This window comes from Nonomuraea maheshkhaliensis, assembly GCF_039529435.1.
Taxonomy (GTDB): Bacteria; Actinomycetota; Actinomycetes; order Streptosporangiales; family Streptosporangiaceae; genus Nonomuraea; species Nonomuraea maheshkhaliensis.
In genome coordinates, this window is the sequence record NZ_BAAAMU010000016.1 from 71,387 (window position 1) to 97,847 (window position 26,461).

The following is a 26,461-nucleotide window of genomic DNA, read 5'->3' on the forward strand; positions in this document are numbered from 1 at the left end:
CGAACTTCGCTCGGGCTCCGGCTCCCCGTTGTGCCACGATGCCACGGTTCACTCCCATCACCACGGACGCGCTGCGGAGAGCTCCGCCCTCACGGCAGGCGTCAGCACCTGCCCCGCACGCTCGACCAGGATCGTCATCTGGTAGGCGACCAAGCCCATGTCGCAGTCGGGTGCGGCCAGCACCGCCAGACAGGAACCGTCGCTGATCGACATCACCAGCAGCAGGCCGCGTTCCATCTCGACGAGGGTCTGGGTGACCCCGCCGCCCTCGAACACGCGGGCCGACCCCTGGGTGAGGCTCACCAGCCCGGCCGCGATGGCGGCGAGCTGGTCGGCACGGTCTTTCGGAAACCCCCGGGAGAAGGCCATCGGCAGGCCGTCCGCGGAGACCACGACGGCGTGCGCCACGCCCGGGACCTCTTCGACGAAGCGGCTGACCAGCCAGTTGATGTCTCTGGCGGCCTGACTCAACTCCTTCATGAGTCCTCCTGGAGCTCGGCGCGTCCTTTGCGCACGCCCTGCTGGTAGCTGGCCAGCCTGCTGCGCAACCGGTCAGGGGACACCGGAGCGGCGGGAACGGGCGGCGGCTGCGGGCTGGCGGCGCCCGGTACCAGATTCGCTCGTGGCGTGCGCTTCGGCAAGCCGGAGTTCGTGGTGCCGCTCTGCACGGGCTCCGCGGCCGCTCCCGCGGCCTGCCACCCCTGGTCGGCGGGTGAGGACCAGGACTCCTCGCGGCGGTCTGCCGTCGGCGCCGACCTGCTGAACCAGCTGCTCTCCTCGACGGAGGCGAAGATCGGCAGGAACTCGTCCTTGGCCGGCGCAGGGGGCGGCGGGAACGACGTCGCCGGCGTGGCCTGGTCGGGGTAGGACGAGGCGGGCGGCGCCGGCTCGGCGAACGACGACCGCGGCCCACCCGGCCCACCCGGCCCACCCGGGCCGCCCGGGCCGAACGTCGAGTCGAAGGAGGCTGAGTCGAAGGAGGCCGCGTCGAAGGACGCCGAGTCGAAGGAGAGCGATCCGCTCATGGACGTGCGCGAGGAGGTGAACCAGGACGACGGCTCGGGCGCGCCGCCGGTGTCGAACGACGGATGGCCCGACGAATGACCCGATGGCGGGCCGGCGGGCGAGGAGGAGTACGGCGGGGCGTACGACGGCGTGGGCCGGTTGACCTGCCTGGGCGCCTGGAGACGCTGCCCCGCGCCGGGCACCGGACCGGGCACGGCGGTGAGCAGCCGGGGCGGGACCAGCACCATCGCGGTCAGGCCGCCGATGTCCTGACGGCGCAGCTGCACCCGGATCTGGTGCCGCAGCGCCAGCCGGCCGACCACGAACAGGCCCATGCGCCGCGAGACGGAGACGTCGACCACGGGCGGGTTGGCCAGGCGCCAGTTGACCTCGGCCAGTTCCTCCTGGCTCATGCCGATGCCCTGGTCGGTGACCGACAGCATCAGGCTGCCGCCGTCGATGCGGCTGCTGGAGATGATGACCTTGGTGTCGCGCGAGGAGAACGAGACCGCGTTCTCGACCAGCTCGGCGAGCAGGTGGACCACGTCGGTGACGGCCTGCCCGGCGATGGCGACGTCCGACTCGACCTGGATGCTGACCCGGTCGTAGCTCTCGACCTCGCCCAGCGCCGCCCGCACGATATCCATCAGCTCGACCGGCTCGCTCCACTTCCGCGCGGCCTCCTGGCCGGCCAGGACGAGCAGGTTCTCGCTGTTGCGGCGCATGCGGGTGGCCAGGTGGTCGAGCTTGAACAGGTCGCCGAGCCTGGTGTCGTCGCGCTCGCCGCGCTCCAGCTTCTCGATCAGCGTGAGCTGCCGCTCGACCAGCGTCTGGCTGCGCCTGGACAGGTTGACGAACATGGCGTTGACGTTGGAGCGCAGCTTGGCCTCGTCGCCGGCCAGCCGGACGGCCTCGCGGTGCACCTCGTCGAAGGCGCGCGCGACCTCGCCGACCTCGTCTTTGGAGAAGATGCCGATGGGCGGCACCTCGGCGGTGACCACGCCGTCGCGCGACTCGCGCAGGTGCTGGACGAAGTCGGGGAGCCGCTTGCCGGCGATCTCCAGGGCCTCGCCGCGCAGGCGGCGCAGGGGGCGTACCAGGGATCGGGCCACACCGGTGGTGATGAGCAGCACGATCACGAGCAGGGCGAGCACGGCGACGGCGGTCACGATGGCCTGCTGCCGCTCGTCGGCGCTCAGCGCCTCGCTGCGCCGGACGATGCCCTCCGCCTGGCGCTCCTCGACCTGGCGCATGGCGTCGACGACCACGTTGGTCGCGTCGAACCACTCCTTGGCGTCGTCGGGCGCGGACTGGTCGAGCCCGCGCAGCGGCAGACCCCTGGTGGCTCTGATCAGCACCAGCTCGCGCAGGAAGAGCATGCGGTCGGCGGGCCTGCCGTTGACGTTCTCGTCGAAGAAACGGCGCTCCTCGGCGGTGGCCTCGGCGGCGAATCCCCTGCGCTCGTTCTGCTCCCTGGACTGCTCGCCCAGGAAGCGCTTGAGCTGCTCCTGGTCGAACGCGCCCTCGGCGAGGACGACGGTGACCAGCGCCTGCTGGTAGGACAGGCTCTCCTTCGCGCGGGCGAGCCCGTCGAGCATGCGCGTCTGGCGGAAGAGCTCGTCGTCCACGCTGCCCTTGACCAGCTCGTTGTGCACGGAGAGCAGGTCGTTGACGACCGTGGTGTAGAGCTCGACGGCGGGGCCGGGCAGCAGGTTGGCCTCCAGCGCCTGCGCGCGCAGGGAGGTCAGGTCGTTCAGCCGGTTGAGCAGGCTCTCCAGCTGGTCGGCGGTGCGGCCGGTGGAGTCGGTCAGGAGCTGCTGGGCGATGCCGCGCACCTGCCCGGCCTCCAGGTCCACCTGGTCCATCTGCGCCTTGACCTCGGCCAGGCCGTCGGCCGGCCGGTTACGCGCGATGTACCAGGAGGTCCGCGCCCGCTCGCCGGAGATGAGGTGGGTGAGGCCGCCGAGTTCGGCGGAGAGACGGGCGAACTGGTTCGTGCGCGCGTAGTCGGCGGCCGCGGCGGTCGAGGAGAGCACCTGGACGCCGCCGAGCAGCACGGCCGCGGCGGTGGGCACCATGATGAGGGCCACGAGACGTGCTCGGACGCGCCAATTGCCCAGCCGCCAGCCGCCGTCGCCGGCGTGCTTGACGCCCCGCTCTGTAGTCACCGAACGCACCTCGCCCGAATCGGCGTATATGAGGAGTGTGTGCCGTGGGAGAAATCAAGTTGCCGGTTATTGCAACACATCCTAAGGCTCGTGGCCAAGGCAACATAACGCGACAAAAGTTAGCTCGCGTGACTGATGAGGATAGAACCTGGCACTCCATGATGGAAGCGTCTGCAGCACGAAATAAACCTTTAACAGAATAAATGTCCGCTTCTGGGCGATTGGTCCGTTCCAGCGAGTAACGTGCGAGGCGCACGAAGATCTCCAGAAGGTCACAGCGTTGAGAATCTCGCTATTCCCGACATATGTTGAGCGACGTCATAACGAGGAGGCGAGTGTGGGAGATTCTCCCGACAACGCGGCTATCACCGTTGCGGGCCTTTGGAAGATCTTCGGACCCAGGGCGGAGAAAGTCCTGGACAGCGAGGACAAGCATCTCGAACCCGCCGCGCTGAGGGAGAAGACCGGCTGCACCGCCGCCGTCAGGGACGTGGGCTTCGAGGTCCGCCCCGGCGAGGTCTTCGTGGTCATGGGCCTGTCGGGCAGCGGCAAGTCCACCCTGGTGCGCTGCCTGACCCGGCTCATCGAGCCGACCGCGGGCCGGATCACGATCGGCGGCGAGGACATCCGCGCCGCCTCGCCCGCCCGGCTCCGTGAGATCCGCCGGCACCAGGTCAGCATGGTCTTCCAGCACTTCGGCCTGCTGCCGCATCGCAAGGTGATCGACAACGTCGCCTACGGGCTGGAGATCCAGGGCACCGCCAAGGCCGCCAGGCACGCGCGGGCCGGGGAGATCCTCTCGCTGGTCGGCCTCGACGGCTACGCCGACGCCTATCCCGACCAGCTCTCCGGCGGCATGCAGCAGCGGGTCGGCCTGGCCCGCGCGCTGGCCGTGGAGCCGCAGGTGATGCTGTTCGACGAGCCGTTCAGCGCGCTCGACCCGCTGATCAGGCGCGACATGCAGGCCGAGGTGATCCGGCTGCACCGCGAGGTCGGCAAGACGATGGTCTTCATCACCCACGACCTGTCCGAGGCGCTCAAGCTGGGCGAGCGGATCGCGATCATGCGGGCCGGCTCGATCGTGCAGCTCGGCACGGCCGAGGAGCTGGTGGGCGCGCCGGCAGACGACTACGTGGCCGACTTCGTGCGCGACGTGCCCAGGAGTCACGTGCTGACCCTGCGCTGGATCTGCCGCCCTCCCGAGCGCGGCGAGCCGCTGGACGGGCCGGTGCTGCCGGTGACCACGGTGATCAAGGACGCGATCGGCGTGTCGTCGACCTCCGCCCAGCCGATCAGGGTGGTGGACGGCGACGAGCTGGTCGGCGTGGTGGACCAGGTGGACCTGCTCGGCTTCCTGGCCGGCCAGGACGTAGGCGCGAACGCGGGCACAGGCGCGGGCACGGGCGCGAAGGCGGGGGCATGAGCTCCACGGCCGTCCCCACGCCCTCCGCCAGGCTCGGCCTGCCGAAGTGGGCGGCGCCGGCGGGCGTGGCGCTGCTGTTCGTGGTGGCGTACCTGGTCTTCCAGGGCACGGGCACGCTCCCGCACGACAAGGAGGCGCCGCAGTTCCTGGCCGTCACCGAGCTGCGCGAGTGGATCGACGACCACCGCAACGACAACCCGCTCTTCCTGTACTTCCTCAACTACATCCGGCTCTTCGTGGGCCTGCTCTACGGCGTGTTCCAGACCGCCCTGTACGCCCTCGGCTGGCCCGGCATCACCGGGGTCATGGGCGCGCTGGCGTGGCTGGCGGGCGGCTGGCGGATCGCGCTGCTCGCGGTCGCCGGCGTGAGCGCGTTCGGCGTGCTGGGGCTGTGGCAGTCGAGCGTCGACACGCTGGCCCTGGTCGCGGTGGCGGTGCTGCTGTCACTGGCGATCGGCGTCCCGATCGGCGTCTGGGCCGGGCTCTCCGCCCGCGCCCGCCGGGCGATCACCCCGATGCTGGACGTCATGCAGATCATGCCGACGTTCGCGTACCTTGCGCCGCTCGCGCTGTTCTTCCACATCGGCGCGCCCGCCGGGGCCATCGCCACGATGATCTACTCGATCCCGCCCGCGATCCGCATCACCGCCCTGGCCATCTCGGGGGTCTCCCCCACCGCCGTCGAGGCGTCCACCTCGCTCGGCGCCACGCGCGCGCAGACGCTGTTCAAGGTCTACCTGCCGCTGGCCAGGTCCACGATGGCGCTGGCGGTCAACCAGACGGTCATGATGGCGCTGTCCATGGTCGTCATCGCCAACCTGATCTCAGCCCCCGGGTTGGGCGGCGACATCATCCGAGGACTGTCGCGCGCGCAGGTCGGCATCATGCTGCCGGCCGGCGTCGCCGTCGTGATCATGGCGGTGGTGCTGGACCGGATGCTGATGGCGGTGGCCCGCCGCGACCCGCACGCCAGGATCGGCCGCGCCGGCCTGGCCGGGGCGGGCGTGCTGGCCGCCGCCGGGCTCGCGCTCATCCCCGTGCTGCCCGCGACGTGGCCGGAGAGCCTCACCGTCAACGTCGTCTCCGAGGTCAACGACATCGTCCGCTGGGCCGAGACGAACTGGTTCGGCGTGACGACGTGGATCAAGGACGTCACCTCCGCCGTCCTGCTCAACCCGCTGGAGTCGCTGCTCACCTCGGCCCCCTGGTGGCTGATCGCGCTCGCGGTGCTGCTGGTCGCCTGGCGGGTGAGCGGCGCCGGCCCCGCGCTGACGGCGCTGGGCTGTCTGCTCGCCATCGCGCTGCTCGGCGTCTGGGAGCACGCCATGCAGACGATGACCACGGTCGCCGTCGCGGTGCTGGTCACCCTGCTCATCGGCCTCGTGCTCGGGGTGGCCGCGGCCCGCTCGCCGCGCTACTCGGCCGTTCAGCGGCCCGTGCTGGACGCCGCCCAGACCATGCCGGCGTTCGTGTACCTGCTGCCGGCGCTGGCGCTGTTCGAGACCACCCGCTTCACCGCCATCTTCGCCTCGATCATCTACGCCGTTCCCCCCGTGGTGCGCCTGGTCGAGGACGGGATCAGGGCCGTGCCCCCGACCGTCGTGGAGGCCGCGGCCTCCGCCGGCTCGACCTCGGCCCAGCTCCTGTGGAAGGTGCAGCTCCCGATGGCCAGGCGGGCGATCCTGCTCGCGGCCAACCAGGGCATCGTGATGACGCTCGCCATGGTCGTCGTCGGTGGGCTGGTCGGGGCGGGGGCGCTCGGTTACGACGTGGTCGTCGGTTTCTCCCAGCGGAGCGACTTCGGCATGGGCTTCGTGGCCGGCGTCGCGACCGTCCTGCTCGGAGTCATGCTCGACCGCATCACGCAGGGCGCCGACAGACGCCCTTCCCCCCGAAAGAGGAAGCTCACATGAAGATTCGCCTGTTCGCAGGCCTGATGGCCGTTGCGTTCGCTGCCGCGGGCTGCGGCGGAGCAACGGTGGACAGCAGTTCGACCAGCACCGCCGCCCCGCAGGCCGGCGCCACCAGCGCTGCCTCCGCGGGCACCGTGAAGATCGCGATCAACCCCTGGGTGGGGTACGAGGCCAGCGCGAACGTCGTCGCGTACCTGCTGAAGAACGAGCTCAACTACAACGTCGAGCTGCCCGAGATCAAGGAGCAGCTGGCCTGGGAGGGCTTCGAGACCGGCGACGTCGACGTCATCATCGAGAACTGGGGTCACCCCGACCTGAAGAAGCAGTTCATCGAGGAGAAGAAGACGGCGCAGGAGGCCGGCTCGACCGGCAACAAGGGCATCATCGGCTGGTACGTGCCCAAGTGGATGGCCGACAAGTACCCGGACATCACCGACTACAAGAACCTGAACAAGTACGCCGACCTGTTCAAGACCTCGGAGTCGGGCGGCAAGGGCCAGCTCCTCGACGGCGACCCCAGCTACGTCACCAACGACGAGGCCCTGGTCAAGAACCTCAAGCTGAACTTCAAGGTGGTCACGGGCGGCAGCGAGGCGGCCCTGCTGAAGTCGGCCACGCAGGCGCAGGAGCAGAAGAAGGCGCTGCTGTTCTACTTCTGGACGCCGCACTGGATCTTCGACAAGGTCGACCTGGTCCGCGTCAACCTGCCCGCCTACACCGAGGGCTGCGACGCGGATCCCAAGAAGGTCGCCTGCGACTACCCGGAGATGGACCTCGACAAGATCGTCAGCACGAAGTTCGCGCAGACCGGCGGGAAGGCGTACGAGCTGGTCAAGAACTTCACCTGGACCAACGAGGACCAGAACGCCGTGGCCAACGACATGACCAACAACGGCATGACCGGCGAGGAAGCCGCCAAGAAGTGGATCGAGGCCAACCCCGCGAAGTGGCAGGCCTGGATCCCCAAGTGACCCCGTCATGACCGCGCGGCCCCGCCCCTGGGGCCGCGCGTTCCCGGAGACCTCTGATGATGCGAACCAAGAAGCTCGCCGCCGCGCCCCTCGCCGGGATCCTGCTCCTGACGGCCTGCTCGGGGGCCGAGCCCGAGACCGCCGCCCAGGCCAAGGGGACGGTCAACATCGACATCCACGCCTGGGCGGGCTACGAGGCCCAGGCCGCCGTCATGGCGCACCTGCTGGAGCGGGAGCTGGGCTACAAGGTCAACAAGCGTCCCGTGAAAGAGGACCAGTCCTGGAAGGATTTCGAATCCGGCAAGGTCGACGTGATCGTGGAGAGCTGGGGTCACAACGACTTGAAGAAGACCTACATCGAGCAGAAGAAGGTCGCACTGTCGGCGGGCCTCACGGGGAACAAAGGGGTCATCGGCTGGTACATCCCCGAGTGGATGGCCAAAAGGTATCCCGGCATTACGGACTACCGAAACCTCAATAAATACTCTAGCCTTTTCCGGACCGAGAAAACCGGCACCGCCGGACAGGTTCTGGACGGCGATCCGACCTTCGTGACGAATGACGAGGCCATCATCAAGAACCTCGGACTGAATTACAAGGTCGTCTACTCCGGGAGCGAGGCCGCGTTGATCAAGGCCGCGCAGGAGGCGACGAAGAACCGGACGCCGCTGCTCATGTATTTCTACGAACCGCAATGGCTGTTCACCAAGATCCGGCTCGTCAAGGTCTCGCTGCCTCCCTACGCGGTGGGCTGCGACGACACGGCGGCGAAGGTGGCCTGCGACTATCCGCCGTACCTGCTGGACAAGATCGTCAGCAGGCGGTTCGCCGAGACCGGCGGGAAGGCCTACGAGTTCGTCCGCAACTTCAACTGGACCAACGACGACCAGAACGCCGTGGCCAGCGACATGATCAACGAGAAGATGAGCGCCGAAGAGGCCGCCGAGCGGTGGGTCGACGAGAACAAGATCGTGTGGAAGGACTGGATTCCCCGTTGAGGTTCGACTTCGTCATCGTAGGCGGCGGCTCGGCCGGCTGCGCCCTGGCCAACCGGCTCAGCGCCGATCCCTCGACCTCGGTGCTGGTGCTGGAGGCCGGCCGGGCCGACTCCCTGTGGGACGTGTTCATCCACATGCCGGCCGCGCTGATGTTCCCCATCGGCAGCCGCTTCTACGACTGGAAGTACGAGTCCGAGCCCGAGCCCCACATGAACGGCCGGCGCGTCTACCATGCCCGCGGCAAGGTGCTGGGCGGTTCGAGCAGCATCAACGGGATGATCTTCCAGCGCGGCAACCCGCTCGACTACGAGCGCTGGGCCGGGGATCCCGGCATGAAGGACTGGGACTACGCCCACTGCCTGCCGTACTTCAAGAAGATGGAGAACTGCCTGGCCGGCCCCGGCACCGAGTTCCGCGGCGGTGAGGGCCCGCTCAAGCTGGAGCGCGGTCCCGCGCGCGGGCCGCTGTTCGAGGCGTTCTTCGAGGCGGTCCAGCAGGCCGGGCACCCCCTGACCGACGACGTGAACGGCTACCGCCAGGAGGGCTTCGCCGCCTTCGACCGCAACATCCACCGCGGCCGCCGGCTCAGCGCCGCCCGCGCCTACCTCCACCCGGTGCGCCGCCGTCCCAACCTGACCGTCAGGACCCGCGCCTTCGTGGAGAAGGTGCTCTTCGACGGCACCCGCGCCACCGGCGTCCTGTGCGACGGCGAGCGCATCGAGGCCGGGGAGGTCATCCTGTGCGGCGGGGCGATCAACACCCCGCAGCTCCTCCAGCTCTCCGGGGTCGGCCCACGCGCCCTGCTGGAGCCCCTGGGCATCGAGATGGTGCACGACCTGCCCGGCGTCGGGGAGAACCTCCAGGACCACCTGGAGGTCTACATCCAGCACGCCTGCACGCAGCCGGTCTCGCAGCAGCCCTCGCTGGCCATGTGGCGCCGTCCCTTCATCGGCGCCGACTGGCTCTTCCGCCGGCGCGGCCCAGGGGCCACCAACCACTTCGAGGCCGGGGGCTTCATCCGCTCCAACGACGATGTCGCCTACCCCAACCTGATGTTCCACTTCCTGCCGATCGCCGTCCGCTACGACGGCTCGGCCCCGGCCGGCGGCCACGGCTACCAGGTGCACATCGGCCCGATGTACTCCGACGCGCGCGGCTCGGTGCGCGTCCTCTCCGCCGATCCCCGCCGCAAACCGGCCCTGCGCTTCAACTACCTGTCCACCGAGCAGGACCGGCGCGAGTGGGTGGAGGCGATCAGGCACGCCAGGGCCATCCTGTCCCAGCCCGCCTGGGCGGATCTGGACGGGGGCGAGCTGTCACCGGGGCCCGACGTACGTACGGACGAGGAGATCCTGGCCTGGGTGGCCAAGGACGGCGAGACCGCCCTGCACCCGTCGTGCACCTGCCGGATGGGCACCGACGAGATGTCGGTGCTCGACCCGCAGAGCATGCGGGTGCACGGCCTGGACGGGCTGCGCGTGGTGGACGCCTCGGCCATGCCGTACGTGACCAACGGCAACATCTACGCGCCGGTGATGATGCTGGCCGAGAAGTCCGCCGACCTCATCCTCGGCAACACGCCCCTGCCGCCGGAGCCGGTCGCCTTCTACCGCCACGGGCAGGCGTAGTTCACCGGTCGAGACGCTGGTACCGGCGGACGGACAGGGCGAAGAACAGCGCCGTGATGACGAGCGGCCACACCACGGCCATCAGCACCGCGTGCTGCGCCACCCAGGAGTCGCCGCCCCAGCCCGGGTTGCCGAACAGCTGCCTGGCCGCCGCCACCGTGGACGACAGCGGGTTCCACTCCGCGACCGCCCCCAGCCAGCCCGGCATCGTGTCCGGGGCGACGAAGGCGTTGGACAGGAAGCCGATCGGGAACTCAAGGGTCTGCACCGCCACCACCGCGCCGGGATCCCTGGTGAGCAGCCCCAGGTACATCCCGGCCCACAGCAGCGAGAAACGCAGGAGCAGCAGCAGGCCCACCGCGCCGAGCGCGCCGGAGAACGTGGCCGGGCGCCAGCCGACCGCCAGCCCGCAGGCCAGCAGTCCGGCCAGGACGAGGACGGAGTTGAGCAGGTCGGCGACGGCCCGGCCGATCAGGACGGCCGAGGGCGCCATGGGCATGGAGCGGAAGCGGTCGGTGACGCCCTTCGAAGCGTCCGTGGCTACGGCGATCATGGTGGCGCTCAGGCCGAAGAGCATCGTCATGCCGTACATGCCGGGCATGAGGAAGGCGAAGTAATCGGCCCCCTCGGGCACCTTGACCGCGCCGCCGAACAGGTAGCCGAAGGCCAGCGTGATGACCACGGGGAAGACCACCCCGAACACCACCGTCATGGGCTGGTTGGCCCAGTGGATCAGGTCCCTGCGGGCCACCGACCAGCCGTCCATCAGAGCCCAGCGCAGCGAGATCGCGTTCACTTCCCCTCACCTCCGGCGGTCAGGCTCAGGAAGACCTCGTCGAGGGTCGGGCGGCGTACCGTCACGTCCTCGACCTCGATCCCGGCCGCCGACAGCGCCACCAGGACCTCCGTGAGCGCCTGGACACGCTCGCGCACCGGCACGCTCACATGCCGGGTGTCGGGATCCGCCTCCACCGCACCTTCCACAGTCCCTGACGCCGCGCGGCCGACGATCTCGGCGGCCTGGGCCAGCCGTTCCGGGTCGCGGATCACCACGTCGAGCCGGTCGCCGCCGAGCCGGGCCTTGAGCTCGTCCGGCGTGCCCTCGGCCACCACCCGGCCCGCGTCGATCACGGAGATCCGGTCGGCCAGGTGATCGGCCTCCTCCAGGTACTGGGTGGTCAGCAGCACCGTGGTGCCGCCGGCGACCAGGTCGCGCACGGCCCGCCAGATCTCCGCGCGGCTGCGCGGGTCGAGGCCCGTGGTGGGCTCGTCGAGGAACAGCACGGGCGGCGCCAGGATCAGACCGGCCGCGAGGTCGAGCCGGCGCCGCATGCCGCCCGAGTACTCCTTGGCCGGCCCCTCGTGCTCCAGGCCGAAGCGCTCCAGCAGCTCCCCCGCCCTGGCCCGCGCCTCGGCGGAGCTCAGGTGATAGAGGCGGCCGAACAGCTCCAGGTTCTGCCGGCCGGTCAGGATCTCGTCCACCGCGGCGTGCTGGCCGACCAGTCCGATGCTGCGGCGCACCTGGCGGGGCTGCCGGACGACGTCGTAGCCGGCCACCTCGGCGCGCCCGCCGGTGGGGCGCAGGAGCGTGGTGAGGACGCGGACGGTCGTGGTCTTGCCCGCGCCGTTGGGGCCGAGCAGGCCGTGCACCGTGCCCTGGCCCACGTCGAAGTCGATGCCGTCCAGCGCCGCGTGCTCGCCGTACGTCTTGCGCAGGTCGCGCGCCCATACCGCTGACAATGCCGCCTCCCGTCGATAGCGTACGCTGTACCGTACGCCATACGGTGGAGGACGGCAACCGTACGGTGTACCGTACGAGGGTGACAGTCGAGTACTCCGGAAAAGGCGACCCGGCGCGCAGCCTGGCGCTGCTCTGGCGCACCAGCGAGCGGGCCAGCCGCAAGGGCAGGCCGGAGCTGAACGTCGATCGCATCGTGCGCGCCGCCATCGAGGTGGCCGACGCCGAGGGCCTCCAGGCGCTGTCCATGCGCCGCGTGGCCGAGCGGCTGGGCGTGGGGACGATGTCGCTCTACACGTACGTGCCGGGCAAGCCGGAGCTGTTCGACGTCATGCTCGACACGGTGTACGGCGAGACGGCCAGGCCGGAGCACGTGCCCGGCGACTGGCGGGGCGCGCTCGACCGGATCGCCAGGGAGAACTGGGCCCTCTACCTGCGCCATCCCTGGCTGCTCCAGGTGGCGGCGAGCCGTCCCCCGCTCGGGCCCAACGTGACGGCCAAGTACGACTACGAGTTGCGCGCCGTGGACGGCATCGGCCTGACGGACGTGGAGATGGACTCGGTGATCACGCTGGTCACCGGCTTCGTGCACGGGGCGGCCAGGGGCGCGGTGGAGGCCGCGCAGGCGGAGAGCGTGACCGGGCAGACCGACGAGCAGTGGTGGGCCGCGCACGCGCCCTTCCTCAGCCGCATCGCCGACGCCGGGCGCTATCCCGTGGCCTCCAGGGTCGGGCAGTCGGCGGGCGAGGCGTTCAACGCCGCCTACAGCCCCGAGCACGCCTTCGAGTTCGGGCTGGAGCGCGTGCTCGACGGCATCGAGGCTTTGATCAACCGCCGCGCGACCTCATCCTGACGCGGCGGACCGGCGTCCAAAACCTCGGCCCGACGTCGCGAGCCGGCGTCCGCGACCCGGCGGGCTAGCGCACGGGGGCCGCGCGCAGGCGTACGACGTGCTCCACCAGGGAGATCAGCGTCGCCTTGACCGACTCGCGGCTGCGGGCGTCGGTGCGCACGATCGGAACGTGCGGCGAGAGCGCGAGCGCCTCCCTGACCTCGCCGTCGGAGTGCGGGAACTGCCCGTCCCAGCCGTTGACCCCGATGACGAACGGCAGCTTGGCCTCTTCGAAGTAGTCGATGGCGGGAAAGCTGTCGGCCAGGCGGCGCGTGTCGAGCAGCACCACGGCGCCGATCGCGCCGCGGACGAGGTCGTCCCACATGAACCAGAACCGGTGCTGGCCGGGGGTGCCGAACAGGTAGAGGATCAGGTCACGGTCGAGCGACAGGCGGCCGAAGTCCATCGCCACGGTCGTGGTCTGCTTGTTCGGCGTCATGCCCAGGTCGTCGATGCCCGCGGACGCGTCGGTCATCACGGCTTCCGTGGTGAGCGGGAGGATCTCGGACACCGCCCCCACGAACGTCGTCTTCCCGACGCCGAACCCGCCCGCGACGACGATCTTCGTCGACGTGAGGCCGGGGCTAGAGCCTGCGTAGTCCACTGAGCACCCTTTCGAGCATGTTGAGGTCTGGTTGTCCCTGGCTGAGGCGTGGCTGGTGCAGGCGGACAAGCCCTTCGTCGGACATGTCCGCCACGAGCACCCTGGCCACACCTAGCGGGACGCGGAGCAGGGCCGAGATCTCGGCGACCGACCGGAACGACCTGCACAGCTGCATGATGGCCTCTTGCTCGGGGGTGAGCATGGCCATCTCGTCGTCCGGGATCGACATGGACGAGATCAACGTCTCCATGGCGAGGTGATAACGCGGCTCGGAACGGCCGCCGGTCACCGCGTAAGGACGGAACAGGGGCTCTTCGTCCCCGGTGCCGTCAGTGCCGTACACGGCCCTCTCCCATCAGTTCCATCACATCACCGGGACCTGGCGGCCTGAAGCTCCGCACGAAGGGCCGGTGTCAGCGCTTGTCCCGCTCTGTCTACCAGCAACGTCATCTGGTACGCCACGAGGCCCATGTCACAATCCGGACCCGCCAGCACCGTCAGAACCGAGCCGTCGCTGATCGCCATCACCAGCAGCAGGCCACGCTGCATCTCGACGACGGTCTGCGTCACCGCGCCGCCCTCGAACACCCTGGACGCACCCACGGTCAGGCTCAGCAGACCCGCGGAGACCGCGGCGAGCTGGTCGGCCCGGTCGGGCGGGAAGCCCTCCGAGGCGGCCAGGCAGAGCCCGTCGGCCGAGACGACGACGGCGTGCGCGACACCTGGGGTGTTACGCACGAAGTCGGTGATCAGCCAGTCGAACTTGTGCGCCTCGTGGCTAAGGGTTGTCACGCATCCTCCCCGGCGGGACGCTTACTCACTCTGTTCCTCCTGTCCGTGTACTTCCTGACGGGCCCGTCGCACACCTTGCTGGTAGCCGGCCATCCTGGCGCGCATCCGGTCAGCTGAGACCGGGGGCTCGGGAGCCTGCCGCTGGGGCTGCTGCGCCTGTGCGGGCCGGCTCGCCGTGCCCGGCACCAGGTTGGCTTTCGGGGTCCGTTTGGGGAGCCCGGCGGCGGTGACGCCGCCGAGACTCGGTTCGCTGGCCGCGGCCGCCGCACGCCATCCGGCGTCCGCGGCCGTACGCCACGCTTCCTCCCCAGAGGGTACGGCTTGCGCCGGTGTGGCCTCACCGGTGCCCGCCGGTTGGGGCGGCGTCTCCGCGGGCGGGCGGCGGAACCAGGCCGACTCCACCGAGGCGAAGATCGGCAGGTACTCCTCCTGCTCCTGCTCCATCGGCGACATGTCGACCGACGGGGTCCGGCCAGGCCCGCGTACGTCGTTCGTCGAGTACGACGGCGCCGGCGGCGGCGTCTGGAACGCGCCACTACCAGATCGCGGAGAACCCGCGCCGGGGTACGAAGGGTAGTTTCCTGAGTCGAACGTGCCCTGCTGCCTGCGGTAAGAGCCGCCGTCGGTGTCGGCGGTGAAGCCGCCCGCCCCCGGGCGGCCCGGGTCGGAGCCGAACGCGGGCCCGGGCGTCCCCTGCGCGTTGCCGTCCTGGCGCGGGCCCGCCCGCCGGGCGGGGCCGGTGTCGAACGTGCCGGGGCCCGTCCTGCCGGGGCCGCTGTCGATCGGGCCGCTGCCGAACGATCCGCTGCCGAAGGAGCCGCTGTCGAACGAACTGCTGCCGAACGGGCCGGGCCCGGAGGGCGGGGCCGCGTGCCGGGGCCGCCCGTTGTCGGCGGAGCCGGGGCGCGGCGCGGGCCCCGCCTCGAAGGCGCCGCGACGCTGCTGCCCGTTGTCTAGACCGCCCGTCCTGGGCTGCCCGTTGTCTAGACCGCCCGTCCTGGGCTGCCCGTTGTCGTAGCCGCCAGGCCGCGGCACCTGCCCGATCTCGAAGGAGTCGAAGCTGGCGAACGACCGGAACGTCCCGTTCGGCGTGCCCAGCCCGTTCGGCCCTGAGGCCCCGGTGCCAGAAGCGGCGGGCTGGCCGGGCACGGTGCCGCCGCCGAACGCCGGCCGCTGCGGCAGCGGCTGCTGCTGCGTCCCGTCGGCGATCAGCGTCGGAGGCAGCAGCACCATGGCGATCAGGCCGCTGCCGTCGCCCTTGCGCAGCTGCACCCTGATGCCGTGGCGCAGCGCCAGCCGGCCGACCACGAACAGGCCCATGCGGCGGGAGACCGACACGTCCACGACGGGCGGCTCGGCCAGGCGGCGGTTGGCCTCTGCCAGCTCGTCCTCGGTCATGCTGATGCCGGAGTCGGTGACGGACAGCAGCGCGCCGCCGCCCTCGATGAGGCTGCTGGTGACCGTGACCTGGGAGTTGCTCGGGGAGAACTGGATGGCGTTCTCGACCAGCTCGGCGACGAGGTGGACCAGGTCGTTGGCGCAGCTGCCGAGCACGGAGGTGGCCCGGTGCACCTTGACCTGGACGCGCTCGTAGCCCTCGACCTCCGACAGCGCGGCGCGGACGACGTCGACCAGCTTGGCCGGCTGGCTGCGCCGGCGGGTGGCCTCGTGCCCGGCCAGGACCAGGAGGTTCTCGGAGTTGCGGCGCATGCGGGTGGCCAGGTGGTCGAGCTTGAACAGGTCGGCAAGCCGGCCGCCGTCCTGCTCGCCCTTCTCCAGGCCGTCGATCAGCGAGATCTGCCGCTCGACCAGCGTCTGGGTGCGGCGCGAGAGGTTGACGAACATCGAGCTGATGTTGCTGCGCAGCTCGGCCTCCTCGCCCGCCAGGCGTACGGCCTGCCGGTGCACCTGGTCGAAGGCCCTGGCCACCTCGCCGATCTCGTCGTTGCCCTCGACCTCGATCGGCTGCACGTCGCGTACGGCCGTGTCACCGCTGACGCGCAGCTGGTGCACCACGTCGGGCAGCCGGAAGCCGGCCACCTCCAGCGCCTCGGTGCGCAGCCGGCGCAGCGGGCCGACCATGGAGCGGGCGATGGCGACGGTGAGCAGCAGGACGATCAGCAGCAGCCCGAGGATCAGGGCGCCCGCGACGATCGCGCTGCGGATCTCCGACTGGCGCAGTTCCTGGCTGCGCAGGTTCACCTTGTCCGCCATCTGCTTCTCGATGCCGTGCAGCACCTCGATGGCGTTGGTGTTCTGCTTGAACCACTGGTCGCGCTCGGCGTTGGCGGAGATCAGGTTGTCGGTGATCGTGGCGCCCGGCTGCCGGCCGCTGACCAGCGTGACCGCGCGCGACTTGGTGAGCTGGACGTTGACGTAGTCGTTGTTCGAGGTGAGCGCCTTGGACAATTCAAGGCCGACCTCGACGCCGGCCTCGGCGCCGACGGTGGCGATGTCGCGCTGCTGGCGGGCGTTGGAGGCGATGAACTCCTCGACGTCCTTGGCGCCGACCCGCCTGGTCTCGTAGGAGGCCTGCAGCAGCTTCACCCGCTGCCTGGACATCTCCTCCTTGGCCGAGGCGAGCGCGCTCAGGGCACGGAACTGGCCGACGATCTGGGAGTCGTCGGACATCAGGGCCAGCTCGTCGTGCAGCTTGAGCAGGGTGTCGGTGAGGAAGTCGTACCGGATGGTGTTGACCTGGCCCTCGGTCCTGATCTTGGGGAGCCGGCTCAGGTCGTACTTCGCCTGTTCGACTGCCTTGACCACACGGGGTCCATAAGAGTCGTCCATCGTGTTAAGGTCGGCTCTGACGGTCTTGATCAAGGTGTCGACGGACGCCTTGCGCTGTGCGTACGGGTTGGCCAGGGCCTTGCGCACCGAGCGGCTCGCGCCGATCCAGCCGCCCGTGTCGCGTTCGAGTCCGATGGCCTGCACCAGGTCACGGATGCGTCCGGCCTGCTCGGCCGCGGTGGCCGTGCGGTCGTAGACGCCGATGCTCTGGACCGACCCGACGACGCGCGCTCCCCCGAGCACGACGCCGGCGATGGTGGGCACCAGGATCAGGGCGGTCAGCCGCCATCTCACGCGCCAATTCCGCAGACCCAGCCGTGGCAGAGACCGCTGCCCGCGGTCCCTTCGTGTGGCTGGGTCGCTTCCCGCACTCCCCGTAGTCACCGCTCCCGCTACCCCTCAATCGTCCCGTCCGCCACGGGCCATAGGCCGTCCACAAAGTATCCGCAACAACTGACTTAACAGGCATATCGGACACAATCGTTACAAACGTGACCGTGGTCGATGTGTTGTTGGTTATCGCAGTGCGGCCAGGACTTGATCGCGGACTTGAGCCCTCTGCGCGTCGTCGCTGAGGGGGCGACCAGCGCGGTCCACAACGTAGAAGACGTCCACCGCCTCCGCGCCGAGAGTCTCCACGCGAGCGGCCCTCACGTCAAGACCACACTCACCGAACGCACGTCCGATGCGCCACAGCAGCCCCGGCCTGTCATGGGCCCTGACTTCCACCACGGTAGCGGTCGCGGAGGCGTCGTCGACCAGTGTCACCCGAGGTGGGGCCACAGGTACGCGGGGCGGCCTGAGCGCGCGGGTGCGGCGGGCCAGCCGCTGCTCGATGTCAAGACGGCCGGCAAGGACGAGCCTGAGATCGGCCTCCAGCGTCGCGGGGTCGGGCGGAGAACCGTACTCGGGAATGACGGAGAACTCGATCACCGCCGTGGAGCCCGCGGACGCCGACGAGGCCGAGCGCACGACGAGCCGGTGGGCCGACAGCACCCCGGCGGCGCTCCACAGCAGGCCGACCCGGTCGGGGGCGACGACCGTGACCGCTCCCCCGTTGACCCGGACGGCGCCGCCGCCGTGGCGGGCCAGCCCGGCCTGCTCGGGCGAGAGGGTGGGCGGCTTGGGCGGCGGCGAGCCCGACAGCACCGACCTGACCCGGCGGACCAGGTCGGCGACGAGCCCCGCCTTCCAGGCGTTCCAGGCGGCGGGACCGGTCGCGTTGCCGTCGGCGACCGCCAGCGCGGCCAGCAGGTCGAGCACCTCGCGGGTGCCGACCGTGGCGGCCACCTTCTCGATCGTCACGGGATCGTCGAGGTCCCTGCGGGTGGCGGTCTCGGGCAGCAGCAGGTGGTGGCGGACGACGACGGCGAGCGTGTCGATGTCGTGGGCGGGCAGGCCGATGCGGGTGGCGATGTCGCGGACCACGACCTCGCCGGTCGCCGAGTGGTCGCCGGGCCAGCCCTTGCCGATGTCGTGCAGCAGCGCGGAGATCAGCAACAGGTCGGGGCGGGAGACCTCACGGGTGTGGCCGGCCGCGTTCGCGGCGGCCTCGATCAGGTGCCGGTCGACCGTGAAACGGTGGATCGGATTGCGCTGGGGGCGGTGGCGTACGCGCTCCCAGTCAGGAAGCAGTTTGACAAGAATGCCCGCCTGGTCGAGCTCCTCCCACACGGGCACGGCGGCGCGGCCCGCGCCGAGGATCGACACCAGCGCGTCGCGGGCCTCCTCGGGCCACGGCACCGGCATCGGAGCCGACTGAGCTGCGAGTACGGACACGGTCGCGGGCGCCATCGGCAGCCCGGAGTCGGCCGCCGCGGCGGCGGCGCGCAGCACCAGGACGGGGTCCTTGCGCGGGTCGGCGCCCCTGGCCAGCACCACCTCGCCGCCGTGCTCGACCACGCCGTCGGCCAGCGGGCGGCGGCCACGGGGCGCCGGTCCTGACAGCAGTCTGTCAACGGTGCGCCAGGTGGCGTCGAAGGCGTGGGAGACGGTACGGCCGGCCTCGGCCAGGCGGCGCATCAGCGCCTCGGCGTCCAGCAGCCCGAGCAGCCCGGCCACCGCGTCCTGCTCCTGGAGGACCAGCCGGTCGGTGCCGCGGGCGGTGACGACGTGCAGCGCGTGCCGCACGTCGAGGATGAACTCGTACGCCTCCCGCGCCCGCGGGCCCGGCGCCGAGGCGACCCAGGCGGCGGCCACGGCCTGCATCGCCTGGACGTCGCGCAGCCCGCCGCGTCCGTCCTTGATGTCGGGCTCCAGCAGGAAGGCGAGCTCGCCGCTGGCCTGGGCCCGCTTGTCGGCCGCCTCGCGCAGCTCGCCGAGCCTGCGCCTGGAGTCGGCGCGCCATTCGGCCAGCACCGACTCCCTGGCCTTCCTGGTCAGGTCGGGGTCGCCGGCCACGTGTCTGGCCTGGATGAGGCCGAGCACGGCCTTGAGGTCCTGCCTGGCCACCGACACGGCCTCGTCCACCGTGCGTACGGAGTGGTCGAGGTTGACCGCGGAGTCCCAGATCGGATACCAGATCCGGTCGGCGATCCTGGCCACGTCGGCCCGGCCGTTGTGCAGCAGCACGAGGTCGAGGTCGCTGCCGGGTGCCAGCTCACCCCTTCCCAGGCTGCCGACGGCGACGAGCGAGACGTGCTCGCCGTCGCTCGCCGTGCGGAAGAGATCCTTCAGCCAGCGGTCGGTGTCCGCGCCCCGCTCCTTGCGGGCCGCGGCGTACGAACGGGCCTCTCCCCTCACTGCTGTGCCCCCTTGCCGAGCTCCGCCCGGACCCCCTTGTCCGGGCATCGCCGCGGATCCGTCGTGGAACCCCTGTCGTGCTCCGCCCTGACGCCGTTGTCAGGGCTTCGCGTCTCCGACGTCACAGGGCTTCCGAACCCCGTTCTCCCGTGCGCACACGGATGACGGTGTCGACCGGCACGGACCAGACCTTGCCATCGCCGATCTTGCCGGTGTGGGCCGCCTTGACGATGACGTCGATCACGTCCTCGGCGTCGTCCTCTTCCGCGAGGACCTCAAGGCGCACCTTCGGCACCAGGTCCACCTGGTACTCGGCGCCGCGGTAGACCTCGGTGTGGCCGCGCTGGCGGCCGTAGCCGCTGGCCTCGCTGACGGTCATTCCCTTGATGCCGAACTGTTCGAGCGCGGCCTTCACGTCGTCGAGCTTGAAGGGCTTGATGATGGCGGTGATGAGCCTCATGCGTCCACCTTCTTCGTGGCGGGAGCGGTGACGGGGCCATTGGGGGAGCTCATGCCGGAGGCGTGAACGGTGCCGAGGTCGTAACCGGTCTCGGCGTGTGAGGTGATGTCGATGCCGGTGACCTCGTCCTCGGCGGGGATGCGGAAGCCCATCGTCTTGTCGATGATCTTGCCGATCACCCACGTGAGGATGAACGAGTAACCGCCGACCGCGACGGGGCCGAGCACCTGAAGGCCGAGCTGGCCGAAGCCGCCGCCGTAGAACAGGCCCTCGCTCTGCTGGTCGAGGAAGGGGTAGGCGGCCAGGAAGCCGAGGGAGACGGCGCCGACGACGCCGCCGACCAGGTGCACGCCGACCACGTCGAGGGAGTCGTCGTAGCCGAGCTTGTACTTCAGGCCCACGGCGTAGGCACAGATCGCGCCGGCCAGCAGGCCGATGACCATCGCGGCCCAGGGGTCGACGAAACCACAGGCGGGGGTGATGGCGACCAGACCGGCCACCGCGCCGGAGGCGGCGCCGAGGCTGGTGGCGTGGCCGTCACGCAGCTTCTCCACCACGAGCCAGGCGCCGACGGCGACCGCGGTGGCGACCTGGGTGTTGAGGAACGCGAGGCCCGCCGTGCCGTCCACGGCCAGCTCGGAGCCGGCGTTGAAGCCGAACCAGCCGAACCACAGCAGCGCCGCGCCGAGCAGCACCAGGGTCAGGTTGTGCGGCCGCATCGGCTCCTTGCGCCAGCCCTGCCGCTTGCCCAGCACCAGGGCCAGGGCCAGGGCCGCGGCACCGGCGTTGATGTGGACGACCGTGCCGCCCGCGAAGTCCTCGATGCCCATGGTGTTGAGCCAGCCGGTGCCCCACACCCAGTGGGCGACGGGGAAGTAGACGAGCGCGGCCCAGATCACGCTGAACAGCATCCACGCGCCGAACTTCGCCCGGTCGGCGATGGCACCGCTGATCAGGGCGACCGTGATGATGGCGAACGTCATCTGGAAGGCCGAGAAGACGAGACTCGGCATGCCGGTGCCGTCGTCCTTCGTCGCGGTCTCCACCAGGCTCTGCAGGCCGAGCGCGTCGAAGCCGCCGACGAAGTTGTTGAGTGCTGAGCTGGGGTTGTCGGTGAAGGCCAGGGAGTGCCCGAAGAGCATCCAGGTGATGGTTACGGTGACGATGGCGCCGAACGACATCATCATCATGTTCAGGACACTCTTGGCCCTGGTCATGCCCCCGTAGAAGAACGCGAGGCCCGGAGTCATCAACAGCACCATCGCGGTGGCCGCGAGCATCCAGGCAGTCGTGCCGCTATCGATCTTCACGACGCGACCCTCCTTACATGTGACGTGTGGCCACAGCGTGTTCGGCCGGGGTTTCGTGGCTCGACCAGGCGTGTTTCACATCTGTGAATCTCGCCACACGGGTGTTTCGGCTAGGTTTCGGGCATCTCACACCGCGCATTTGGGTAACGCTGAATCAGACATGTCATACTTAGGATTGCCTAACCTAACGATCAAGGAATGCCCATGCGCCTTCGCCTGGCCGTCGCTGCCATGCTGCCCGTGTTAGTCCTCACCGCATGCGGGAGCGGCACCACCGCGTCGCAGGAAGCGGGGCCCACCCGTACCGTCAAGCACGCCATGGGTGAGACCAAGGTGCCCATGACGCCGAAACGGGTCGTCGTCCTCGACACCGACAAGTTCGACACGATGGTCTCGCTCGGCCTCTCCCCTGTCGGCGCGGCGCAGGCCCAGGAGAACCAGACCTGGCCCGAATACCTCGGCCCGGCCCTGGCGGGCACCAAGCCCGTGGGCACGCTGCAGCAGCTCAACATCGAGGCCATCATGGCGCTCAAGCCGGACCTCATCCTGGGCAGCAAGTTCCGCCAGGCCGCCTTCTACGACAAGCTCGCCAAGATCGCCCCCACCGTGTTCACCGAGCGGGTCGGCATCACCTGGAAGGACAACTTCCTGCTCGACGCCGAGGCGCTGGGCAAGAAGGAGCAGGCCCAGCAGCTGCTGTCCGCGTACGAGACGCGGGCCGAGGAGGTGGGCGCCAAGTTCTCGAAGCTGAAGGTCAGCATCGTGCGCTTCATGCCGACCGAGATCCGCATGTACGGCCCCGAGTCGTTCAGCGGCATCGTGGTGGGCGACGCCGGCATCCCGAGGCCCGAGGCGCAGCAGCTGGCCGACCAGGACGACAAGCGCTTCGGCAAGCTGAGCCAGGAGAACATCGCCAAGGCCGACGCCGACGCGGTCTTCTACACCGCGTACGGGGAGGCGGCGGCCAAGTCGCAGGCCACCGTCACCGCGGGGCCGCTGTGGAAGAACCTGGAGGCGGTCAAGTCGGGCAACGCGCACAACGTGGACGACGAGATCTGGATGACCGGGATCGGCGTCACCGCCGCCGGCAAGATCCTCGACGACCTGGACGAGTACCTGGCGCCGCTCGCGAAGTGACGTCTCACCGGGCGGGCCCGGGCGTGCGCTCACGCGAGCCGCGCCGGACGGCCTGCCCGGCGGCCGGTCACGCGAGACGTACCGGATCGCCCTTCCTGATCAGGCCGGGGCGGAGCACCCGCGCGTAGACGCCCGCGCAGGCCTGGTTCTCCAGGTCGAAGACCGTGACCCGGTTGTGCCTGGCCACGGTGCGCAGGGCGTCGGCGTCGCGCTCCAGCGCCCCGTGCGCCAGCGTCGGCACGGCGCAGCGAGGGCTGGCCACGATCACGTGCAGCACCACCTGCGCGCCGACGTGCAGCTCGCGCCCGGCCCAGTCGTTCTCCACGAAGCCCTCCGGCTCCGTCGCGATCACCAGGTTGGGCCGGTAGCGCAGCGCCTCGACGTGCCCGCGCGGGCCGAGCGCGCCGATCCGCTCGACGGTGGAGGTGGTGATCAGGTGGATCGGCGCGAAGTCGAAGAACGTGCCCTCGGGCGAGCCCGAGCCGAGCACGGTCGTGGTGTAGGGCACCTCGGCCTCGATGCCGTCGGCGAGCACCCGTTCGGGCACCGACCGTTCGAGGTGGGCGCCCTGCGGGGGCACGTCGATCAGCCGGACCTCGCGCCCGAGCAACGCCGACAGCTCCGCGTCACCCGGCGCCCGCGCGCCCTCGATCGCCAGCAGCCCGCGCCAGAGGCGGGGGTTCTTGGCGCTGGCGATCTTCCCCGTCGCGACGTCGAGCACCGCCCGAGCCCGGTCTCCCGCGAGCCCCCGCTCGCTCACCACGCTCTCGGCGAGCTCTTCCCCCAGCATCGACTTGACCGGATAGCGACGCAGCGTCTCGACATGCATGCTGGAGAGCTTACGACCCGCCCGGAAAGTCGCGGATCACCCGCAGAACCTGACTCACCCCCGGACCCGACGCCCCGAATCTTGACGCCCTCGAACCTGACGCCCCCGGGCCCTGGCGGCCCACGCCCCGAACCCCCACACGGCTCCCCCCGGAACCGCGAGCGGTCTAGGCGGCCGCGGTGGCCATCTTGCGCAGCCGGGCCAGCGCGTCGCGCTCGATGCGGCGGGCGCGGTCACGGCCGATGCCGTAACGCTCGCCCACCTCGGTCAGCGTGTGCTCACGCCCGTCGACCAGCCCGTAACGCCAGCGCAGCATCTCGCTGGTGACCCCTTCGAGCCCGGTGAGCCACTGGTCCAGCCGCTCCCGCTCCAGGATGTCGATGGCCTGCTGCTCGGGATCGGCCCAGGTCTCGTCGGCGATCATGTCGCCGAGCTCGGTCTCGTCCTCGTCGCCGACGCCGAGCTGCAGCGACACCGGGTCGGAGGCCCAGCGCCGCAGCTCACGCACCCGCTCGATGGGCAGGTCGAGGATCTCGGCGAGGTCGTCGTCGGTCGGCTCGGCGTCGAACTCCGCCAGGATGTCGCGCCGCACCCGCATCAGCCGGGTCATCTGCTCGCCGGCGTGGGTCGGCAGGCGTACCGGACGGGCCTGCTCGTGAATGGCCCGGCCCACCGACTGCCTGATCCACCACGTGGCGTAGGTGGAGAACTTGTATCCCCGCCGGTAGTCGAACTTCTCCACCGCCCGGACCAGCCCCAGGTTTCCCTCCTGGACCAGGTCGATCAGCGGCATCCCCCGGCCGGAGTATTTCCTGGCCACCGCCACGACCAGGCGCAGGTTGGCCTGGATGAACTCGTCCTTGGCCCGCTGGCCCGAGATGGCCAGCCGCTCCAGCTCCTCGTCGGCCGCGTCCCCGATGCGCGGCTCCGTGCCCCCGCTGTCGAGCAGCTGTTCGGCGAACAGGCCCGCCTCGATCCGCTTGGCGAGCTCCACCTCTTCCTCAGCCGTGAGCAGCGGGACCCGGCCGATCTCGGCCAGATATGTCCCCAGCAGATCGCGATCAGCGACGTGCTGCTCCTGCGTGCGACTCCCCGTAGGCCTTGCCATCCCCAGGCACCTCGTTCCGCAGCTGCATACTTACCCGGCCAACGTCCGGGCAGGGGCAAAGATTCCCTAAAGCACTACGTCTGCGGGATGGTTCTGGATGTCCTCCTCAAGGAGGAGACCACGGTGAAACACCTGGTGAACGAGGGGAACGCCGGGCCGGTAGGCCAGGTGCACGTAGGAGGGAGCGTCGAGGACGACGAGGTCCGCACGGGCCCCGCGCCGCAGCCAGCCTACGTCCGTACGGCGCAGCGCGCGCGCCCCTCCGTACGTCGCCGCCCTGATCGCCTCCAGCGGCGTCATCCGCATCTCGCGCACGGCCAGCGCCACGCAGAACGCCATCGACGAGGTGAACGACGAGCCGGGATTGCAGTCGGTCGCCAGCGCCACGGTCGCGCCCGCGTCGATGAGCCGCCGCGCGTCGGGGTACGGCGAGCGGGTGGAGAACTCGGCCCCCGGCAGCAGCGTCGCCACCGTCCCCGAGGAGGCCAGCGCGTCCACGTCGGCCGCCGACAGGTGGGTGCAGTGGTCGGCGGAGGCCGCCCCCAGCTCGCAGGCCAGGCGCACCCCAGGCCCCTCGGTCAGCTGGTTGGCGTGCACGCGCACCCCGAGCCCGGCCTTGCGCCCGGCCGTGAGGATCTCGCGCGTCTGGTCCCCGTCGAAGGCCCCGCGCTCGCAGAACACGTCCACCCACTTGGCGTAGGGCGCGCAGGCTTCGAGCATCTCCCCGGCCACGAGCCGCACGTAGGAGTCGGCGTCCATGTCGGCCGGCACCACGTGGGCCCCGAGGAAGGTGGTCTCGTCGGTCAGCCCGGCGGCGATCTCCAGCGAGCGCCGCTCGTGCTCGACGGACAGCCCGTAGCCGCTCTTGATCTCCACGGTGGTGGTGCCCTGGGCGAGCATCTCGCCGACCAGGGCCCGCGCGCGGGTGGCCAGCTCGGCCTCGCTCGCCCGGCGGGTGGCCGCGACCGTGGTCCTGATGCCGCCCCCCGTGTACGCCTCCCCCGACATGCGCGCCTGGAACTCGGCCGTCCGGTCACCGGCGAAGACGAGGTGGGCGTGGCTGTCGACGAACCCGGGGATGACCGCCCGCCCGCCGGCGTCCACCCGCACGTCGGCGTCGGGCGCCTCGGCGGCGGGGCCGGTCCAGGCGACCAGGCCGTCCTCGACGACGAGCGCGGCGCAGGGGATCTCCTCGCGCTCGGGGTCGCCGGTGTAGAGCAGCCCGATCCCGTCGATCAGCGTCGTGGTCATCGCCGCTCCCCCATCGCCGCGCCTGTCTCCGCCCCTGGCGCCGTCCCCGTTGTTGTTCCCGTCGCCGTCCCTGTCGCAGCCCCTGTCTCGGGTCCTGTCACCGCCCCGATCGCCCGGGTCAGCATGCGCCCCACGTCGCCGAGCACGTGGCGGCCGTCGGCGACCACGCGGCGCCCGCCGGAGACCACCGAGTGCACGTCGGCCGCCGTGGCCGCGAACACCACGGCCTCCAGATCGGGAGCGCCGGCCGTGCGTACGGAGTCGAGCCGCAACGTCACCAGGTCCGCCCACGCGCCGGGCACGAGCAGGCCCGCGTCGGGGAAGCCGAGCGAGGTGTGCCCCTCGACCGTGGCGGAGCGCAGCAGGTCGGCGGCGCGCCAGTGCCCGCGTCGCTCGCTGGCCAGCCGTTCGTTCAGCTCGACCGCCCTGGCCTCCTCGAACAGGTCGATCACGGCGTGGCTGTCGGAGCCGAGCGTGATGCGCGCGCCCCGGTCGGCCGCCGTCCTGGCCGGGCCGATGCCGTCGGCGAGGTCGCGTTCGGTGGTGGGGCACATGCAGATGTAGGTGCCCGACTGCGCGAGCAGCTCGATGTCCACGTCGGTCAGGTGGGTGGCGTGCACCGCGGTCGAACGCGGCCCCAGCGCCCCGCGTTCGTGCAGGACCTGGACGGGCGTGGCGGCGTAGCGCTCGACGCAGGCGGCG

Annotated in this window: 22 protein-coding genes; 7 read left to right on the forward strand and 15 right to left on the reverse strand. The window is 70.5% G+C overall.

The window, feature by feature from the left end; genetic code table 11:
* Window positions 1–57: 57 nt before the first annotated feature.
* Both ABFX54_RS13690 and ABFX54_RS13695 read right to left on the reverse strand, forming a co-directional pair.
* Window positions 58–480, reverse strand: coding sequence for a roadblock/LC7 domain-containing protein (locus ABFX54_RS13690; RefSeq protein WP_346104726.1), 423 nt, complete (start codon window positions 478–480; stop codon window positions 58–60).
* Window positions 477–3,173: a sensor histidine kinase gene (locus ABFX54_RS13695; RefSeq protein ID WP_346104728.1), complete on the reverse strand. Its 2,697-nt coding sequence runs from the start codon at window positions 3,171–3,173 to the stop codon at window positions 477–479. Before ABFX54_RS13695 ends, ABFX54_RS13690 begins: the two co-directional genes overlap by 4 nt.
* A 337-nt stretch (window positions 3,174–3,510) precedes the next feature.
* On the opposite strand from ABFX54_RS13695, the gene ABFX54_RS13700 reads away from it, so the two are divergent.
* From ABFX54_RS13700 to betA, 5 genes are all read left to right on the forward strand, one after another.
* Window positions 3,511–4,596 (forward strand): quaternary amine ABC transporter ATP-binding protein, encoded by a 1,086-nt coding sequence (locus tag ABFX54_RS13700; RefSeq protein ID WP_346104730.1) that lies wholly within the window; start codon window positions 3,511–3,513, stop codon window positions 4,594–4,596.
* Window positions 4,593–6,509: an ABC transporter permease gene (locus tag ABFX54_RS13705; protein WP_346104732.1), complete on the forward strand. Its 1,917-nt coding sequence runs from the start codon at window positions 4,593–4,595 to the stop codon at window positions 6,507–6,509. The genes ABFX54_RS13700 and ABFX54_RS13705 overlap by 4 nt, the downstream gene beginning before the upstream one ends.
* Before the next feature lie 65 nt (window positions 6,510–6,574).
* The gene (locus ABFX54_RS13710; protein WP_346104734.1) at window positions 6,575–7,480 is read left to right on the forward strand and encodes an ABC transporter substrate-binding protein; all 906 of its coding nucleotides are present in this window, start codon (window positions 6,575–6,577) and stop codon (window positions 7,478–7,480) included.
* Window positions 7,481–7,536: 56 nt separating this feature from the next.
* A complete protein-coding gene (locus ABFX54_RS13715) occupies window positions 7,537–8,478 on the forward strand; it encodes an ABC transporter substrate-binding protein (protein ID WP_346104736.1) in 942 nt (313 codons plus the stop codon).
* A complete protein-coding gene (gene betA, locus ABFX54_RS13720) occupies window positions 8,475–10,106 on the forward strand; it encodes a choline dehydrogenase (protein ID WP_346104738.1) in 1,632 nt (543 codons plus the stop codon). Before ABFX54_RS13715 ends, betA begins: the two co-directional genes overlap by 4 nt.
* A gap of 1 nt (window position 10,107) precedes the next feature.
* On the opposite strand, the gene ABFX54_RS13725 is transcribed toward betA, so the two are convergent.
* Both ABFX54_RS13725 and ABFX54_RS13730 read right to left on the reverse strand, forming a co-directional pair.
* Window positions 10,108–10,872 carry an ABC transporter permease gene (locus tag ABFX54_RS13725; protein ID WP_346104828.1) on the reverse strand — a complete coding sequence of 255 codons (765 nt, stop codon included), beginning with the start codon at window positions 10,870–10,872 and terminating at the stop codon, window positions 10,108–10,110.
* Window positions 10,873–10,898: 26 nt separating this feature from the next.
* Window positions 10,899–11,846 (reverse strand): ATP-binding cassette domain-containing protein, encoded by a 948-nt coding sequence (locus ABFX54_RS13730; protein WP_346104740.1) that lies wholly within the window; start codon window positions 11,844–11,846, stop codon window positions 10,899–10,901.
* An 80-nt stretch (window positions 11,847–11,926) separates the two neighbouring features.
* Between ABFX54_RS13730 and ABFX54_RS13735 the strand changes: the two genes are divergently transcribed.
* Window positions 11,927–12,697, forward strand: a complete 771-nt coding sequence (locus ABFX54_RS13735) for a TetR/AcrR family transcriptional regulator (RefSeq protein WP_346104742.1) — start codon at window positions 11,927–11,929, stop codon at window positions 12,695–12,697.
* Between the two features lie 64 nt (window positions 12,698–12,761).
* Here ABFX54_RS13735 and ABFX54_RS13740 read toward each other — a convergent pair whose 3' ends face one another.
* The 7 genes from ABFX54_RS13740 to ABFX54_RS13770 all read right to left on the reverse strand — a co-directional run bounded on the left by ABFX54_RS13740 (window position 12,762) and on the right by ABFX54_RS13770 (window position 21,434).
* Window positions 12,762–13,340 carry a GTP-binding protein gene (locus ABFX54_RS13740; protein WP_346104744.1) on the reverse strand — a complete coding sequence of 193 codons (579 nt, stop codon included), beginning with the start codon at window positions 13,338–13,340 and terminating at the stop codon, window positions 12,762–12,764.
* On the reverse strand, window positions 13,321–13,683 hold the full coding sequence (locus ABFX54_RS13745) for a DUF742 domain-containing protein (RefSeq protein WP_106248329.1): 363 nt from the start codon (window positions 13,681–13,683) through the stop codon (window positions 13,321–13,323). Before ABFX54_RS13745 ends, ABFX54_RS13740 begins: the two co-directional genes overlap by 20 nt.
* A gap of 26 nt (window positions 13,684–13,709) precedes the next feature.
* Complete coding sequence (locus ABFX54_RS13750) at window positions 13,710–14,132, reverse strand: roadblock/LC7 domain-containing protein (RefSeq protein WP_106248327.1); 423 nt, start codon at window positions 14,130–14,132, stop codon at window positions 13,710–13,712.
* A gap of 21 nt (window positions 14,133–14,153) precedes the next feature.
* On the reverse strand, window positions 14,154–17,216 hold the full coding sequence (locus ABFX54_RS13755) for a nitrate- and nitrite sensing domain-containing protein (protein WP_346104746.1): 3,063 nt from the start codon (window positions 17,214–17,216) through the stop codon (window positions 14,154–14,156).
* 222 nt (window positions 17,217–17,438) lie between these two features.
* Complete coding sequence (locus ABFX54_RS13760) at window positions 17,439–19,664, reverse strand: [protein-PII] uridylyltransferase (protein WP_346104748.1); 2,226 nt, start codon at window positions 19,662–19,664, stop codon at window positions 17,439–17,441.
* A 121-nt stretch (window positions 19,665–19,785) separates the two neighbouring features.
* Window positions 19,786–20,124 carry a P-II family nitrogen regulator gene (locus ABFX54_RS13765; RefSeq protein ID WP_346104750.1) on the reverse strand — a complete coding sequence of 113 codons (339 nt, stop codon included), beginning with the start codon at window positions 20,122–20,124 and terminating at the stop codon, window positions 19,786–19,788.
* A complete protein-coding gene (locus ABFX54_RS13770; protein ID WP_346104752.1) occupies window positions 20,121–21,434 on the reverse strand; it encodes an ammonium transporter in 1,314 nt (437 codons plus the stop codon). The genes ABFX54_RS13765 and ABFX54_RS13770 overlap by 4 nt, the downstream gene beginning before the upstream one ends.
* Before the next feature lie 204 nt (window positions 21,435–21,638).
* Here ABFX54_RS13770 and ABFX54_RS13775 point away from each other — a divergent pair, with 204 nt between their 5' ends.
* Window positions 21,639–22,571 (forward strand): ABC transporter substrate-binding protein, encoded by a 933-nt coding sequence (locus ABFX54_RS13775; RefSeq protein WP_346104754.1) that lies wholly within the window; start codon window positions 21,639–21,641, stop codon window positions 22,569–22,571.
* 67 nt (window positions 22,572–22,638) lie between these two features.
* Here ABFX54_RS13775 and ABFX54_RS13780 read toward each other — a convergent pair whose 3' ends face one another.
* From ABFX54_RS13780 to ABFX54_RS13795, 4 genes are all read right to left on the reverse strand, one after another.
* Complete coding sequence (locus tag ABFX54_RS13780; protein WP_346104756.1) at window positions 22,639–23,400, reverse strand: MOSC domain-containing protein; 762 nt, start codon at window positions 23,398–23,400, stop codon at window positions 22,639–22,641.
* Window positions 23,401–23,566: 166 nt separating this feature from the next.
* Complete coding sequence (locus ABFX54_RS13785; RefSeq protein ID WP_106248319.1) at window positions 23,567–24,508, reverse strand: sigma-70 family RNA polymerase sigma factor; 942 nt, start codon at window positions 24,506–24,508, stop codon at window positions 23,567–23,569.
* A 66-nt stretch (window positions 24,509–24,574) separates the two neighbouring features.
* Window positions 24,575–25,759, reverse strand: coding sequence for an imidazolonepropionase (gene hutI / locus ABFX54_RS13790; protein ID WP_346104757.1), 1,185 nt, complete (start codon window positions 25,757–25,759; stop codon window positions 24,575–24,577).
* A partial coding sequence (locus ABFX54_RS13795; RefSeq protein WP_346104759.1) for an amidohydrolase family protein occupies window positions 25,756–26,461 on the reverse strand: 706 nt, incomplete at its 5' end. The genes hutI and ABFX54_RS13795, both read right to left, overlap by 4 nt.

Bases quoted from the DNA above. Each gene is read 5' to 3' on its own strand.
- ABFX54_RS13725 (WP_346104828.1), bottom strand. From the start codon at position 10,872: ATGGACGGCTGGTCGGTGGCCCGCAGGGACCTGATCCACTGGGCCAAC.
- ABFX54_RS13705 (WP_346104732.1), top strand. From the start codon at position 4,593: ATGAGCTCCACGGCCGTCCCCACGCCCTCCGCCAGGCTCGGCCTGCCG.
- ABFX54_RS13785 (WP_106248319.1), bottom strand. From the start codon at position 24,508: ATGGCAAGGCCTACGGGGAGTCGCACGCAGGAGCAGCACGTCGCTGAT.
- hutI (WP_346104757.1), bottom strand. From the start codon at position 25,759: ATGACCACGACGCTGATCGACGGGATCGGGCTGCTCTACACCGGCGAC.
- ABFX54_RS13775 (WP_346104754.1), top strand. From the start codon at position 21,639: ATGCGCCTTCGCCTGGCCGTCGCTGCCATGCTGCCCGTGTTAGTCCTC.
- ABFX54_RS13690 (WP_346104726.1), bottom strand. From the start codon at position 480: ATGAAGGAGTTGAGTCAGGCCGCCAGAGACATCAACTGGCTGGTCAGC.
- ABFX54_RS13780 (WP_346104756.1), bottom strand. From the start codon at position 23,400: ATGCATGTCGAGACGCTGCGTCGCTATCCGGTCAAGTCGATGCTGGGG.
- ABFX54_RS13765 (WP_346104750.1), bottom strand. From the start codon at position 20,124: ATGAGGCTCATCACCGCCATCATCAAGCCCTTCAAGCTCGACGACGTG.
- ABFX54_RS13715 (WP_346104736.1), top strand. From the start codon at position 7,537: ATGATGCGAACCAAGAAGCTCGCCGCCGCGCCCCTCGCCGGGATCCTG.